Genomic DNA, 14,918 nt, shown 5'->3' with positions numbered 1-14,918 from the left:
AAGAAAAACAGTACAATCATGACTATAGAAGAAAAAATTCTTCATTCGGAAACCCGGATCTTTAAAGCCGTATTTCCCAGCACTACCAACCACTATGATACCTTGTTCGGCGGCACGGCCATGTCGCTGATGGATGAAGTAGCGTTTATTACCGCTACGCGTTTTGCGCGTAAAAAAATGGTAACGGTATCTTCCGGGAAAATAGATTTTAACCGGCCCATTCCGGCAGGCACTATCGTGGAACTGATCGGGAAAATAACCGAAGTAGGAAATACCAGTGTTAAAGTATTGGTGGAAATATACATTGAAGAAATGTATTCCTATTCGCGGGAAAAAGCCATCACCGGCACTTTTAGCCTGGTGGCCATTGGCGACGATAAGCACCCGGTAAGCGTGAAATAGTCGAAAAAGAAAGAGGGGCGTTTGTTTACAAACGCCCCCTTCTTTTAGATTATTCATGGATATTATTCGAGGTTCAGATCTTTTACGCCCAGCACTTCTGTAGAAATTTCCCCTAACCATCCAGCTTCTGCACGGATAGCCGTATGCACTTTAATAAAGTTGATCCCTGTCAGCTTCACCGGCTTGCCGGTTTTATCTACTGCCCAATCCAGTTTTATTTTCGCATCGGTATCTTCATTCGCATGGTTATCTGCATAACCCCACGAGAAAGCAGGTGAAACATAGAAGGGAGAGAAAGGATCGCTGGAAGTATTTTTAATGTTGATGTCTGTTAACTTAGTACCGGTGAAAGTGATGCTGTCGCCTTTCCACTGCGGGTAATACGACTGATCATGAAATACATTTTTAGCAAGGTAACCGGTGTTGCCCTGGTTGTCTTTCCAGCGGATATACTCCGTGTCGCTGGTATAGGGATCATCCGGATTGGTCACCCTTTCTTTTGTTTCGTTGGGCTTGTAGTATGTGACCTGGTAGTTCTTTACGGTTTTGGAACTGTTGTATTCTGAGCCGGCAATTTCATACCATTCATCATCGGGGAGGCCATTTTTATTGGCATCCACGGATACGGAGATCACGCCGGGTTCTGCAAACTGGTTGAAAGCATTGCCCAATACTACGAAGGAGTATTCGCCGGGTACATTTTTGATGGTATGATCAAAGCCCATTACTACATATCCGCCGAATCCGCCGAGGGAAATCATATCTTCTTTTCCTAAAGCCGCCAGTGCGTAATCCGCCATTTGTTTTGCTGAATCGCCCTGCTTCCACATGGGAAGTTCATTGGTGAACTGTCCGGGTGCGGGGAAGTACTCAAAAACTTTGGTCACCTTATTCAGGAAAGGACCGGTAGGCTCAGGGTCCTCAATGGGCGGGGTTACGTCTTTATCCTTTGAACAGCTGCTTACCATAACAGCGATGAATGTGGCAGCAAGTAGAAGTTTACTTTTCATTTGTATACATTTAGTTGGTTATGATTATTTAGTTGCGGAAACAAATGCAATGTGCGCGGGTATTTCACCGGTAGTAACCGACCATTTCTTTTTACCCGTTTTATCAAAGCAGTAAAGGGTTCCGGAAGAAACGTAGTCCTTTGCATCCGTCACAAAGATTTCTTTGGTGGCCGGGTTTACCGCAACGCCGTAAGGCATACGGATGGATTTATCGGTGCCATCAGTGATAAAATTGCTGTTTAACACCGTCTCCGTTTTTACATTTACCATGTTATAGGTGATCGTCCATTTGCCGGTGTTATAGCTGAAGACAGAACCATACACATAAGCGGTGTCGCCGGAAATACACAGGTTGCTCACCGGGATATCAAATTGTTTTTTTACAGCATCCGTTTTGGTATCTATCACAAAAAGGCGGGAGGGTATATTATAATAATCGCCGCGGGAAGTCACGTAGACATCGCCATCATTGTCTGCCTTGAGGCGGTCGAGGTTAATCGCCACATCAATCTTTTTTATCTCTTTAAAAGTATTCAAATCTATTACCGACACAGTGCGGTCATAATTTGGTGCGCGGTAGCCGCCGGAATTGGCTACATAAAGTTTGTTGCCCACAACAGCCATTTCTTCCGGTTGATAACCTACAATCACTTTGCGTGTAATTTCCAGGGTAGTGGTGTCTATCTCTGCTACAAAGCCAATGGGTGCATTGGGTTCTATCAGTACGGGGCCTGCATAGGAGCTTACGTATGCCTTGCCGTTGGCAAAAGTTATATAGCGGCAGTTGAGGATATCAATTTGCTTGATACGTTTGGTGCTGGCTGCATTCATCACTTCCACCTTGTTGGAAATGTTGATCACGGCATACAACTTCGTACCATATACTTCAATGTCGTTGCCTACATCACCCAGTTCCTTTACAGCAGTGGGATTGGCAGTAGCATAGATATTACTTTTGTAGATGCCTGTGGTATAGTCGTAATAATCCAGGGAGGCTTTATTACTGCCCATATTGCCTTCATTCAGCAGGTAAAATCCATTGAGCAGGGATCCTGGTGTGGCGGTATCCACGGGTGTTACTTCCGGCGGAACAATTTTCTCTCCTTTCCGGCAACCGGTGATGGCCAGTCCTGCCAGGGCGGCCACCAATACTATATTTCTTAGCTGTTTCATCATGACGATTAAATATTCACGGTTAAAATGAAGCGGTAATTTCTCCCCGGCATGGGGTAGCTGATCACCACTTCATAGAACTGGTTGGCGAGATTATTTACCTGTGCCGTTACATGGAACAGGGTATGTTTATAACTGAATTGTTTGCCCAGTGAAATATCGCTGGTATACCAGGGCTCCACGTAGTTCTTTAACTTATTTTCTTTGCTGTTGTACCGTTCTCCCGTATAAATGAAGCTGTAGTTGGCTTCCCATTGTTTATAGTCGGCGCCCAGTATCAGCGAGCCGCTGTGGCGGGGGATATAAACGATCTGGTCGCCGTAAAAACTGTCGGAGGGATCGGTGAAATCCTGTGCGCGTTGGTACGTATACGTGAGCCGTGTGCTGAACTGCACCTGTTTTTTTATAAGCCACAGCGCTTTTGCTTTTACATCCACGCCTTTTATTTTTACAAATCCCAGGTTCTCCATTTGCCAGCTGAGCATGCTGGCGCCGGGAACGGCTACGATCTTATCCTTTACTTCATTGTAATAGGCGTCTGCCTCAATACCTGCCTGAGTGAGCCAGCTGCTGGCAAAGGTTTTATTCCAGGTGAATCCTGCATCATATTGTGTGGCGAATTCGGGTTCCAGGAAGCGGTTGCCGATCTCGGTATAATAGAGGTCATTAAATGTAGGCATGCGGAAGATCTGTTTGTAAAAGCCACGAAGCCGGAAATCCGGTGAGCGCATGGGCTGCCAGGAAACAAATACTGCCGGTGTAAATTTCTGCTGGTAGGGCGCCGAAGCATTTTTCTTTACGGTTTCATTCACGAAGGTGCCCAGCAGGCTGGCCTGTGCGCTGAAGCGGTTGAAGCTGATGTTTGTGGCGGCGGCAGCCAGTGTGGTATAACGGGTAGGGTAGCTGAAGTTGGTCAGGTCCGCATCCAGGCGGTTCCATTGAAAGTCGCCCGAAGCCGCAATGGTCCACCAGTTGGTAAGGGCATACTGATGCGCCATCGAGAAATACATTTCATATTGGCGGTAGTGGTTATCTATATAAAGCCGGGCGGTATCCGGCGCCAGGAACCGCGTATAGTCGTAGGCATATTTCCCGTTCAGCAGGATGCTGTAACGTTTGGTAATATCTTTGCGGAAGCTGGATTGTACAAAGATGTTCTGATCCCATTGACGGTCCACATGCCCGAACACACCGTTTACAATGAACCCGGGCAGGCCGCGCTGCGATTGGTAATAATACACTTTGGTGCTCCACTCGCCGCCATTGAGCAGGCCATTGAAACCGCCTTCCACGCGAACGGCATTGATGTCGCCGTTTTTCCGGTAAGCGCTGGTATCATATACCAGGTGCCCGTTTTCATCACGTTTCTGGTAGGAGAATTTATACCTGCCGGTAGCATTGATCCATTCGGTGCTGAAGGAGGCGGATACTTTGCTGCTGATTTTCTGCTGCCATAGCAAAGAGGGATTGAACAGGCCAAAGGAGCCGGTTTTGATGGTACCCCTGAGATGTGTTTTTTCTCCCGGTGCAAATTTAGGTTTGAGAGAAGTAAGATAGATGGCCCCGGCTGATCCAAAGTCTTTCGCCGGCTGAAAGATGTTGCTTTTCTGCCCGTTGTACAGGGCGATTTCCTCCATATTATCCAGCGAAAACCGGCCAAGGTCCACCTGTCCGTTCTGGGCATTGCCCAGTTGAATGCCATCATAAAATACGCCCACCTGGTTGGTGCCCATGCTGCGTATATCAACGGTTTTGAGACCGCCAATACCGCCATAGTCCTTTACCTGCAACCCTGCAAAAAAACGGATAGCATCCGCCACGGAGTGGCTGCCCAGCCGCTCCAGTTCTTTCGCCTGCATTTTCTGCCCGGGGCTTACTTCCCTGGCCGTACGCGGGGCTGTAACGGACACCTCCCGGAGGTCCTTGGATTTTACACTGTCGGCCTGTTGTGCAAAGGCACTCACTGCCCCACAGAGCAATACCAGCAACATCCCGGCGGTTTTCGCCGGTGTTTTAAAACGCATCATTCCCAAGCCTGTTAATGTTCCATCAACAGCTTTCGCAATAAGAAAAATAATCAGGAAAGAGACAAGATACGGGGGATACCCGCAGATTGAATTTATTCCCAAGCTTCATTCCACGAAAGCTTAAAAAAGTAGTTGTATGGCAGGTATTCTGACTTATCTCTGCTTCAGGCGACCTTCCCATTGAATGTTCAACAGTGGTCTGATTGGCGATGCCTTAGCATTGTATGAGACTTACAGCAGCGGGACTGTCCGGGATTTTCACCCGAGTTCCCTTTTAATCAGGTATATCCGGAGTGGACATACCTGAACCATAGCGGGGCAAAAGTAGGTTATTATTTGATCGATTCAAAACGGGAGCGGTATCCATGTGGGCATATCCACCCTGAAAGCTGACCGAAACCCTGGTTTTTGACAGGGATAGTACATTGATAGTGCATTGATAGTGCATGGGGAGTGCATCATGAGTGCATGAGGAGTGCATGTGGACTGTATGCATAGTGCATGGGTTACGCAACGGATACGCTGGTTTCACGCATCTGTGAAGCATGCGCGAGGTAATACCGGGTCAGGGCGGGTGCAGGTATTATTTGGCCATGGCTGATTCTTCACAATTGTCTTTGCGCCTGGTGTCGATGAGATATTGGATTTTCCACCCATCCGGGAGCTTCACTAGTTGGAAGGAGTCTACCCCACAGTGGGAAAACTGTCCTTTGAAGAAGAAGCGGTAGGGTGTCCATACAGCAGCCAGCCGGCCATCTATCAGGACGGAGCCAAATACAATACGCTCGTCAGCCGCCTGGGCCGGGAGTCTGCCTATAAAAGAGGAAAATTCATTGACCGGCGTGGTGTGGATAGTTTGCTTGCCTGCTTTGTCTTCCATCACCGACTGCAATATCGCTCCCGGCGCGAAACAGGCGGCCACCGCTACACTGTCTGAATTATTCATGGCAGTAAACAGCTGGTTAATAGCAGCTTTCACTGCTTCCTCCGGTGCCTGGGCGTAGAGAGAGGTACCCATGATGATAAGTACGAAGCTGAGTATAATACGGCGCATTTTTTTTCTTACAATATACTGATTTTGTATTTGTACCGGCGCCTAGCTGATGATGCCTTTCTCTTTTAAAACATCTTCCTCGTTTTCATGACTGATATACATGATTATTTTGAGTGCATCATTAAGATGGTGTAAAATGTAAGTAATCTCAAATTCAATGACTTCCTCCGGATTTTTTGAGAAAACAGCGCCCCATCTGACCAGCGCCCTGGTATAGTATTTCCCCATCGGCGACGTTTCTACTTTAATGACTTTCATTTCCTGCATGCCGACCTTGTGGTTAAATTTAAACATCTCTTCCAGCCATTGGGTGAACTTTTCATCATTTTTAAAAGTCATGCTCCCCGATGGCCCGGCGGCCATGAAGTTTTCTGCATAACAACTGGCGATGATACTTGTATCGTTGCCTAAGGAGGCCCGGCCATAAGTGGTGAAGAAGTCGGTGAATGATGTCATAACGGATAGTTTTTAGGGGGAGCGGATTTACGGTTTCTATACAAAAAGTATTCCTGGCTATTACCATCCCACTGGTTAGATTTTTGCTTTACCCCTTGCATGGCAAAAAAAACCAAAGGTATCTATAAATCGGGCACAAGCGGACTCGTACTACCCGTGCCTAACAAGCTGGCCTATCCTCCCGCTTTCCGGGATAAAAGCCGGCTCACTTACTATGGCTCCCTGTTTAACAGCATTGAAATCAACAGCTCCTTCTACAAAGTACCCCAGGCCGCAACGGTAAAAAAGTGGGCGGACTCAGTACCGGATGATTTTGTTTTCACCTTCAAGTTATGGCGCGACATCACCCATGTGAAGCAGCTGGCATTCCAGGAAGCGGATGTGATTCGTTTTATGGAAGTGATCAATGAGGCCGGAGCGAAGAAAGGATGCCTGTTAATACAGTTTCCACCCGGTGTAACGGTGGAGCAATATGGCCAGGTAGAACAACTGCTGGATATAGTACAAGGCATTAATCCCCCGGATGGCTGGAAAGTAGCGCTGGAGTTCAGGCACAGCTCCTGGTACATCGGGGAAGTGTATGAGCTGGCAGATGAATATGAATGCAGCATCGTGCTGCATGATATTCCAAAATCAAGGAATGAACGACTTAATGCAAGGGCTGATTTCGTATACCTGCGGTTTCATGGACCCGCCGGCGATTATAAGGGTGGGTATACAGATGATTACCTGGCGCAACGGGCAAAGGAGATCCGCGCGTGGATCAAAGAAGGGAAGGAGGTGTATGTTTATTTTAACAACACTATCGGGGATGCCATTAAAAACCTGGTGACGTTAAACGGGATGCTGCATGTTAACCGCGAATAATAGGGCCGCACAAATCCTGCGACTTGTGCGGCCTGAATATACTATTTGATAACAATCTCCGCTATCACCGGTAAATGATCCGAGGGATACGGCTCATTTACTACACTGCTGCTTTTTACCGTAAAGCCCGGGGCGTTTGTCCACATAATGTGGTCAATCACCCTGTTGGGGTTGTTCACCGGGATGGTGAACCCGCAACCGGTACAGGAAGGGGTAAATTTTTTCAGCAGTAGCTGGTAAGATGCACTTTCCGGTACGCAGTTAAGATCGCCGGCAAGCAGGAAAGGAATGGCTTTGGCGGTAGCAATTTTATTGATCTCACCTGCCTGTTCATCTCTTACCGCTGCATTGCTCACATCCATATGCGTGCAGGCGAAAATAAACTTTTTGCCGCTGCGTAAAGTAATACCGGCCAATGCCACTACACGGTCTTCACTGGCAGGATTCGCGGTTTCCGGCAGGTGAATGGTTTGTGTACCGGTTAAAGGAAGTTTAGATAAAATAGCCACGCCATATTCGCCGCCATCATGATCAATGGCTTTGGCAAAGTACACCTGCATACCGGTTTTGGCAGCCAGTTGTGCAGCCTGGTCAATACCGCCGGAACGTTTTGTGTTTACATCCACTTCCTGTAGCGCCACCAGGTCGGGGTGCCGGCTGTTGATAACATGGGCAATGGCATCTACTTCAATTTCCCCTGTTTTACTTTTTGTCGGAGGATTGCAGTGATGAATATTGTAAGTCATCACACGCAGGGTATCGCTTGCTGATGCTTTATAGAAACAGGCGCATAGCAGGAGCGCAGATAATATTTTCAGAGATATTTTCATCATGTTTATCTTATTTAGCATTATTCCCAACCGGGATTTTGTGGACCGAGTGCAGGGTTACGTTGTATCTGCGTCAGCGGAACAGGGAAGAGGTAGTGTTTCGGATCTACAAACTGCCTGCCGGTCATTACAATAATATAACCGTTGGCATCTGCTGCGATGTTGCTTACCTGTGATGGCACTGCTGCCAGTGATTTCTTCATACCCTTCACATCAGCACCCAGCAGGCTGCCCTGTTTCCAGCGGATAATATCATACCAGCGTTGTCCTTCGCGCGCCAGTTCAATCCTGCGTTCCCTCCGGATTTCCGTGCGCAGGTCCTGCCCGTTGGCGGCCAGCTCTGTGAGGAGCATCCTTTTCATGCCCACCCGGTCGCGGAGTTTATTAATGGTCAGATCTATATCGCCCTGTGTAAGGGTACCCTGTTCCATCTTCGCCTCTGCATAGGTTAACAGCACCTCCGCCAGGCGCATCACGTGTATATCGTTCTGGTCTTTGCTTACCTGCGATACGGTGCTTACTTCCACGTATTTGGTATAATAATAACCAGTGATGGTAACGCATCCCAGTTTATCAGACACAAATTTCGGCGCCGTAAAAATAGCGGGATTGGTATTGGCGGGGTTGCCATCTTTTCTACCACCCCAGGTAGCACCCGGTGCAAGAATGGTTTGCTTCATGCGCGGATCGCGATTCTCAAAAATGTTAGCATAAGTATCTTCCTTGTACAGCGGCGATTTATCGATGGTTAAGCCATCACTGCAAAGATACGCATCCACCAATGCTTTGGTGGGATTGTACCGGGAGGCCTGGTCAGGCACCTGCGATTCACGGCTGATGTTATGCATGCTTACATCCGTGAGATTGAGGCGGGCGGCAATGGTTTCTTTATTCACGCCGGCGCTGAGCTTACCTTTGTAGGTGAACAGGTCGTAATAGTCCTGTGCAGGCTTACCCGTGCTGTAAAGGGAATATACGTTGAGATCCATTACATCTTTGGCGGCTTTTTCTGCTACATCCCAGCGGCTGTCGTACAGGGCCATGCGGGCTTTGAAGGCCAGCGCGGTACCTTTGCTGAAGCGTCCCAGTGTGGGACCAACCTGCCGCTCTTTTTTCATCAGGCCGGCAGCTTCTTCAAGTTCAGATAATATAAAGTCGATGATCTCTTTACGTTTATTACGCGGACCATACAGTTCATCAATATTCAGCGGTTTGGTCACCAGCGGAAGATCGCCGAAGTAAGATACCAGGTTCATGTACATGTATGCCCGGATAGTTTTGGCTTCGCCGGCCATCTGGTTTTTTATTTCCTGTGATACGCTGGTGGCGCGCTCATAATTGGCAAGGAATACATTACACTGGCGGATACCGGTGTACTGACTGCGCCATTCTGCATCTACCGCCGACAGGTCAGGACCGAAGTTGCCGCTGCCAAAAATACGGTAGGTATCTCCGGTGGAAGAATTAATACTGTTGTCTCCCATCTGGTCCATCGCCACCGTGTTATTATTTTTCACATTGGCATAAAGCCCGTTCAACGCTAATGTCAGCTGCTCTTCTGTTGTCCAGTACGTTTCATCAGATATGGCATCCAACGGAGTCCGGTCAAGGAATCCTTTCCGGCAACCCGTAGATGTTACCGCTAATAACACGCAGGTATATAGCAATATCTTTTTCATAATTATTTAAAGTTGATGTTTAAACCAAATACAAATGTTTTCACCTGGGGATAAAAACCACCACTGCTCACTGGTGTTTCCGGATCATATCCATAAAAGAAGTCGGAAGCAGTAAACAGGTTGTCGGCAGAGAAATAAAGCCGGAAGCGGTCTATCCGCAGCTTCTCGGTAATGTGCGCCGGAAGCGTATATCCTACCTGGATATTTTTTAACCGGAGATAGGAAGCATTTTCGAGCCAGAAAGTTGATAAGCGCTGGTTATACGAGTAACCATAGGCAAGCCGTGGGTAGCTGGCGCCGGGATTCTGAGGCGTCCACCGGTCCAGGTGAATCGGTTGCGGATTGGAACCATCGTTAATAAAAGCATGACGGGCAGCACTGGTAATCCATCCATCTGCTTTACCTACTCCCTGTAAAAAGAAGCTGAAATCAACACCTTTATAAGCAACATTTCCTTTAAAGCCATACGTATACCTGGGGATAGCGCTGCCTATCACCTGGCGGTCGTCTGCGGCGGTGATCTTTTTATCGTTGTTTAAATCTTTGTAGATGATATCGCCGGGCATCATAGGATAACTGGCATCATAAGGGAACAGCGGCGTGTATTTGTTGGTAGCGGCATCATAAGAGTAATCGGAGATCTGCGAAATACGGTCGGCCACAAAACCATAGAAGGCATCAATCGGCTGACCTACTGTTCTGATCTGGTCGGCGATAGTGGCCGGCGCATTACCTAAACTCATTACTTCATTTTTTACATCAGACAAGTTGCCGCTCACACCATAGCTCACATCACCGATCCTGTCCTGCCAGCCTACCATCAGCTCCCATCCTTTATTGCGCACTTTACCGGCATTCTGGTACGGATAGCTTCCATTCATGCCAAGTACATCCGGCAACGGTACTCTCAGCAAAATATCGTTGGTGTTGTTGATGTAGTAGTCCGCCGTGAGGCTTAACCGGTTGTTCAGGAAGGTGAGATCCAGGCCGATATCCTGTTTGGTCATGGACTCCCAGGTGAGCAACGGGTTGGGAATACCGGTTTGCCTGTAACCAAGGGTCAGCACATTGCCGATTGGCATCGTCGCGACAGAACTGATGGAAGAAAGATATCCGAAATCATCCTGCACTTTGTCATTACCCTGCGTACCATAGGAGGCCCTGATCTTACCAAAATTGATAATGCCTTCCAGTGATTTGAAGAAGGACTCTTTTGAAAACACCCATCCTGCAGATCCGGAGAAGAACCAGTTCCAGCGGAGGTCTGCGGCAAACCGGGTAGACCCATCGTAACGGAAGTTACCTTCCAGCAGGTATTTGTCGCTGTAAGCGTAGTTCACGCGGCCAAAGATAGATTGCAATGCATTCTGGCTGCCATCTGAACCGTTAAGCGGATTGAGTGTGCCGAGGTTGATGCTGCCGAGATCCTGCGTAGGCAGGTTGGTTCTGCTGGCTGTGAAATTACGGCTCACCGTTTCTTCAGAAGAAGCCGCAGCAAGCGCTTTCACGTAATGCTTTCCTGCAAAGGTCTTTTCATATTCTGCCATCCCGATCACGGTCTGGTACAAAGAAGTATAATCGCGGTTGTCAATCTTGTTGGGATTATTGGTCTGGTAAATCAGTGAATTATCTTCCGGACTGTAGTAGTTAATGGTTTTTGTAAAGATCTGTCTGAAAGAATTACTTTTCACCAGGCCATACTGTCCCCTTAAACGAAAGTCTTTTGTAATATTCAGCGTCGCCTGGATGTTACCGGTAATTTCCTGTGAGGAGAAGTCATTGGTACCGCCATCGGTTACAAGTGCAACGGGATTCACGGATCCGCCGAGATATCCCCATCCGCCGGTGGTAAATCTTACCGGTACCAGCGGAGAGATCTGGTGGGCAGATTGAATAGGCCCGCCTGAACCGCTTACATCAGCACTGGAACCGGTCTGGTTCCGGTCGATATACCCAATGTTGGCATCCAGTTGAAGAATGTCGAACAACGTGGTATTAAGTCTTAAACGCACATTATGTCTTTTGGCGTTGTAGTTATCGCCGGTGATAAGGCCGCCCTGTTTCAGGAAGCCGTAAGACAGGTAGTAGTTAATATTATTAGCGCCGCCGGAAAGGTTCAGCATATGATTTTGCTGTGGTGCGCCGGACTTGTACATTTCTTTCAGCCAGTTGGTATTGGCGTAATAATTCAGGTCGCTGCCGTTTTTGGCGATGTCAATCTGTTCCTGTGTATAAGTAGGATTGTTGCCGGCGTTTACCTTGGCTTCATTTAGCAGCGTCATATAATCCGCAGAACCCAGGAAAGTAGGTAACGCAGTAGGCGTTTGTACGCCAAAGTAATTGGCATACGTTAAAGACGGCTTGCCGCTTTTACCTTTTTTTGTGGTCACAAGAATAACGCCGTTGGCGCCACGTACCCCGTAAATAGAAGAGGAGGCTGCATCTTTAAGCACAGACACCGTTTCTATATCGTCGGGGTTCAGGATATTAAGGTTGCCGCCGGGAATACCGTCTACCACCACCAGCGGGCCGGCATCATTGAGCGTGCCTATACCACGGATACGGATCGTATTTTCATCGGAGCCGCCGGGAATAGCCGTGGCATTGATCACGGTAACACCCGTCATTTGACCTTGCAGCGCTGAAACAGCGGAGGTAGCCGGCCGGCCTTTGAAGTCGTCGCTGCTCACCATACTCACCGCACCGGTAAGGTTGGCTTTTTTCTGTGTGCCATAGCCTACCACCACTACCGCATCCAGGCCCACCGTAGATGGCTTCAGGCGGATGTGGTAGTCTTGTTTACTATCTGCCGTAATAATAATTTCTTCATATCCCAGCATTTTTATGGATAGCTTTTCACCAGGATTCACCGCGATCCTGAACTCCCCCTTATCGTTGGTGATAGCGCCTTTATTGGTGGATTGATTCAGTATCCTGGCGCCGGGAACCGGAACACCTTTTTCATCGGTAACAGTACCGGTTATTTCCTGGGCCGCCACAACCGGCATGGCCTTTCTTTTTACCACAATGGTGTTGTTGTTAATGGTGTAGGTGAAAGGCTGCCCTTCGAAGCACTTGTTCAATGCTTCTTCCAGCGTAGCATTCACCAGGGTAAGGGTTACCGGCCGGGCGTCTGCCAGCATTTCCGTATTGAGCAGGAAATTATAACCGGTTTGTTTTTTTATTTCTTTAAACACTTCCCTTAACGGGGTTTGTTTCTCAGAAAGATTCACCCTTTGTGCATAGGTAACAGCGCTTACCTGCAGCGAAAGGAAAATGACAAGAGAGAAGGAGAGCTTGACTAACCTGAGTGTCTCCCATGACAGTAGACCTGCCTTTTTCAAGGCATGAGCATTACGCTTCATAAATAAAGTTTAGTTTACGAATTATTGACCTGGCCGATAGTTGTGGACGATAGGTTAATTAATGACAGTGATTTTTCCTGCTTCTATTTTAAATTGTACTGTTCCTGTTAATGCCAGCATATTTAATACTTCTGTAACATTTTTAAAGCGCGAGATACTACCCGCAAAAGATAATTTTTTTGTGCCACTGCTATATTCAATATCCACGTTGTACCAACGTGAAATTTTACGCATGATGGATGTCAGGTCTTCATCATTAAAAATAAAATAGCCATTCTTCCACGACATTACCTGTTCTATATCTGCTTTGTTCACCTTAAAACCTTTGCTCCCGGTAAATACCCCTTCCTGGCCGGGATTCAGTATGACCGCCGCTGTTCCTTCGTTGCGTAACCTTACTTTTCCTTCCAGTAACGTAGTGTTTATACTGGCTTCATCTGCATATGCCATTACGTTAAAATGAGTACCCAATACTTCTACCTGCATGCCTTTAACTTTCACCACAAAGGGTTGCTGCTGGTTATGCGCTACTTCAAAATAGGCTTCTCCCTCCAGCTCCACCATTCTTTCCTTTCCTGTAAACTGGGTAGGGAAGCGCAGTTTACTGGCGGCATTCAGCCATATTTTGCTGCCATCCGGCAATGTCAGGTTGTATTGCCCGCCACGTGGGATGGCCAGGGTATTAAATACCGCCAGGGAAGTTGTTGGCGGTTTATCGGTCAGCTGGTAAACCAGTTGCCCGTTACCGGATTTATTCACCGTGGTATTGCCTTGCGCTGCTATTTGCCCTTCTGTGGCCTTGTTCAGCTCTACCTCCGTGCCATCGCTTAGAATAAGCACAGCCTTATTGGTAGCAGGTGTAATATCTCGTTTTATTACAGGTGTTTTTTCAGCTATCACTGCCAATGGCTTATTCCGCTGCTGCAGGCGGCCGTTAAAATACAGGAAGCCCGACGCTACCATCAGCAATACTGCTGCTGCCGCTGCTACTGCTTTCCAGGGGAATAGCCGCTTTACGTTCTCTTCCCGCGAAATACTTGCAGAGAGCCTGTTGTATATCTTTTCTTTTAATACTTCGTCGGAATCAGCGTCATCGGAAAAACAAAAGTCATCCTCATACTGCTGCAGCCGGATCAGCTCTTCAGGGCTGCAATCCCCGTTCAGGGACCTTTCGTACAGATCAAGGTATTCTTCTTTTGTCAGCACAGGCGATTCATTTATTCTATAGAGACAATTATTTTCCCTTACACACCTACTTTTTAAAAAAAAGAGTATTTTGTCGGGGAAGGAAGCGCCAACGGGTGTTACACAGACAATCAACCAGGATCAATTCCTATATAGTTCATCTTAATTTAACATGCAGGTAATTTTATTTTGTCAATTTTTGTGACATGATTAGGTGGGATGCTAACACAGCAGATGCTGATTTATGGCTTGCAGTCAGAGACGGTGAAAAAACAGCCTATAACCTGTTATTTAACCGCTATTGGGGAAAGATGTATCAAACCGCCAATAACCTGTTAAACGATCCGGAAGCGAGCGAAACAATTGTGCATGATATATTTCTCACCTTATGGCTTAAAAGAGAAGAACTGCATATCGTTCATTTCCGTAACTATATTATTTCCGCCACCCGCTATCATGTATACCGGGTGCTGAAAACACGGAAAGCGTTCCAGGTAGTGGAAGCAGAAGAACATATGGCGGCTATCGGGAATACCGCAGAAGAAAAAATCCAGGAACAGTCTTTCCGCCAGCAACTGCACGCGTCCCTCAGCAATTTACCAAAACGCAGTAAAGAAATATTCCTGTTAAGCAGGGAAGAACAGCTCAGCAACCAGGAAATCGCAGAACGGTTAAATATCTCCAAAAGAAGCGTGGAAAACCAGATCACCCACGCGCTGCAACACCTGAGGCTTTATCTTAAACATTTATTGATGTTGTAAATAGTGATGATTCCGGCAGATTGTCGCAATTCACCCTTCATAAAGTCGTATTTACACAGCCCCGGCCATTCTTACTGAAAGTATCTTTGAATCAAATAACAAAGATTAC

The 14,918-nt window shown here is 47.3% G+C and carries 12 protein-coding genes and 1 riboswitch; of the genes, 3 read left to right on the top strand and 9 right to left on the bottom strand.

Annotated features, from left to right (window positions below):
• Window positions 1-18 precede the first annotated feature (18 nt).
• Window positions 19-402, top strand: coding sequence for an acyl-CoA thioesterase (locus ACLHR0_RS00455; RefSeq protein WP_370912815.1), 384 nt, complete (start codon window positions 19-21; stop codon window positions 400-402).
• Window positions 403-464: 62 nt separating this feature from the next.
• Here ACLHR0_RS00455 and ACLHR0_RS00450 read toward each other — a convergent pair whose 3' ends face one another.
• From ACLHR0_RS00450 to ACLHR0_RS00430, 5 genes are all read right to left on the bottom strand, one after another.
• Window positions 465-1,412, bottom strand: coding sequence for a hypothetical protein (locus tag ACLHR0_RS00450; protein WP_436484221.1), 948 nt, complete (start codon window positions 1,410-1,412; stop codon window positions 465-467).
• A gap of 24 nt (window positions 1,413-1,436) precedes the next feature.
• On the bottom strand, window positions 1,437-2,588 hold the full coding sequence (locus ACLHR0_RS00445) for a YncE family protein (protein WP_436484220.1): 1,152 nt from the start codon (window positions 2,586-2,588) through the stop codon (window positions 1,437-1,439).
• Window positions 2,589-2,593: 5 nt separating this feature from the next.
• Window positions 2,594-4,612 (bottom strand): TonB-dependent receptor, encoded by a 2,019-nt coding sequence (locus tag ACLHR0_RS00440; RefSeq protein WP_436484219.1) that lies wholly within the window; start codon window positions 4,610-4,612, stop codon window positions 2,594-2,596.
• Window positions 4,613-4,733: 121 nt separating this feature from the next.
• A riboswitch (cobalamin riboswitch) is annotated at window positions 4,734-4,940 on the bottom strand.
• Between the two features lie 255 nt (window positions 4,941-5,195).
• A complete protein-coding gene (locus tag ACLHR0_RS00435) occupies window positions 5,196-5,666 on the bottom strand; it encodes a nuclear transport factor 2 family protein (protein WP_436484218.1) in 471 nt (156 codons plus the stop codon).
• 42 nt (window positions 5,667-5,708) lie between these two features.
• Window positions 5,709-6,122: a hypothetical protein gene (locus ACLHR0_RS00430; protein WP_429045871.1), complete on the bottom strand. Its 414-nt coding sequence runs from the start codon at window positions 6,120-6,122 to the stop codon at window positions 5,709-5,711.
• Between the two features lie 99 nt (window positions 6,123-6,221).
• Between ACLHR0_RS00430 and ACLHR0_RS00425 the strand changes: the two genes are divergently transcribed.
• Window positions 6,222-6,989, top strand: coding sequence for a DUF72 domain-containing protein (locus ACLHR0_RS00425; protein WP_436484217.1), 768 nt, complete (start codon window positions 6,222-6,224; stop codon window positions 6,987-6,989).
• 41 nt (window positions 6,990-7,030) lie between these two features.
• Here the strand turns inward: ACLHR0_RS00425 and ACLHR0_RS00420 are convergent, their stop codons facing one another.
• Genes ACLHR0_RS00420 through ACLHR0_RS00405 form a run of 4 tightly spaced genes read right to left on the bottom strand, consistent with a single transcriptional unit; the run spans window position 7,031 to window position 14,069 of the window.
• On the bottom strand, window positions 7,031-7,822 hold the full coding sequence (locus ACLHR0_RS00420) for an endonuclease/exonuclease/phosphatase family protein (RefSeq protein ID WP_436484216.1): 792 nt from the start codon (window positions 7,820-7,822) through the stop codon (window positions 7,031-7,033).
• Between the two features lie 17 nt (window positions 7,823-7,839).
• On the bottom strand, window positions 7,840-9,498 hold the full coding sequence (locus tag ACLHR0_RS00415; RefSeq protein WP_436484215.1) for a RagB/SusD family nutrient uptake outer membrane protein: 1,659 nt from the start codon (window positions 9,496-9,498) through the stop codon (window positions 7,840-7,842).
• Window positions 9,499-9,500: 2 nt separating this feature from the next.
• The gene (locus ACLHR0_RS00410; RefSeq protein WP_436484214.1) at window positions 9,501-12,863 is read right to left on the bottom strand and encodes a TonB-dependent receptor; all 3,363 of its coding nucleotides are present in this window, start codon (window positions 12,861-12,863) and stop codon (window positions 9,501-9,503) included.
• 54 nt (window positions 12,864-12,917) lie between these two features.
• The gene (locus tag ACLHR0_RS00405) at window positions 12,918-14,069 is read right to left on the bottom strand and encodes a FecR family protein (RefSeq protein WP_436484213.1); all 1,152 of its coding nucleotides are present in this window, start codon (window positions 14,067-14,069) and stop codon (window positions 12,918-12,920) included.
• A gap of 185 nt (window positions 14,070-14,254) precedes the next feature.
• Between ACLHR0_RS00405 and ACLHR0_RS00400 the strand changes: the two genes are divergently transcribed.
• Window positions 14,255-14,809, top strand: a complete 555-nt coding sequence (locus ACLHR0_RS00400; RefSeq protein ID WP_429045881.1) for an RNA polymerase sigma factor — start codon at window positions 14,255-14,257, stop codon at window positions 14,807-14,809.
• Window positions 14,810-14,918: the final 109 nt, after the last annotated feature.

The organism is Chitinophaga sp. ARDCPP14, from assembly GCF_051362515.1.
Lineage (GTDB): Bacteria > Bacteroidota > Bacteroidia > Chitinophagales > Chitinophagaceae > Chitinophaga.
This window is presented reverse-complemented; position numbering and strand designations above follow the sequence as displayed.

Excerpts from the sequence above, each read along its gene's own strand:
- ACLHR0_RS00455 (WP_370912815.1), top strand. The coding sequence starts at position 19 with ATGACTATAGAAGAAAAAATTCTTCATTCGGAAACCCGGATCTTTAAA.
- ACLHR0_RS00450 (WP_436484221.1), bottom strand. The coding sequence starts at position 1,412 with ATGAAAAGTAAACTTCTACTTGCTGCCACATTCATCGCTGTTATGGTA.
- ACLHR0_RS00445 (WP_436484220.1), bottom strand. The coding sequence starts at position 2,588 with ATGATGAAACAGCTAAGAAATATAGTATTGGTGGCCGCCCTGGCAGGA.
- ACLHR0_RS00440 (WP_436484219.1), bottom strand. The coding sequence starts at position 4,612 with ATGATGCGTTTTAAAACACCGGCGAAAACCGCCGGGATGTTGCTGGTA.
- ACLHR0_RS00435 (WP_436484218.1), bottom strand. The coding sequence starts at position 5,666 with ATGCGCCGTATTATACTCAGCTTCGTACTTATCATCATGGGTACCTCT.
- ACLHR0_RS00430 (WP_429045871.1), bottom strand. The coding sequence starts at position 6,122 with ATGACATCATTCACCGACTTCTTCACCACTTATGGCCGGGCCTCCTTA.
- ACLHR0_RS00425 (WP_436484217.1), top strand. The coding sequence starts at position 6,222 with ATGGCAAAAAAAACCAAAGGTATCTATAAATCGGGCACAAGCGGACTC.
- ACLHR0_RS00420 (WP_436484216.1), bottom strand. The coding sequence starts at position 7,822 with ATGATGAAAATATCTCTGAAAATATTATCTGCGCTCCTGCTATGCGCC.
- ACLHR0_RS00415 (WP_436484215.1), bottom strand. The coding sequence starts at position 9,498 with ATGAAAAAGATATTGCTATATACCTGCGTGTTATTAGCGGTAACATCT.
- ACLHR0_RS00410 (WP_436484214.1), bottom strand. The coding sequence starts at position 12,863 with ATGAAGCGTAATGCTCATGCCTTGAAAAAGGCAGGTCTACTGTCATGG.
- ACLHR0_RS00400 (WP_429045881.1), top strand. The coding sequence starts at position 14,255 with ATGATTAGGTGGGATGCTAACACAGCAGATGCTGATTTATGGCTTGCA.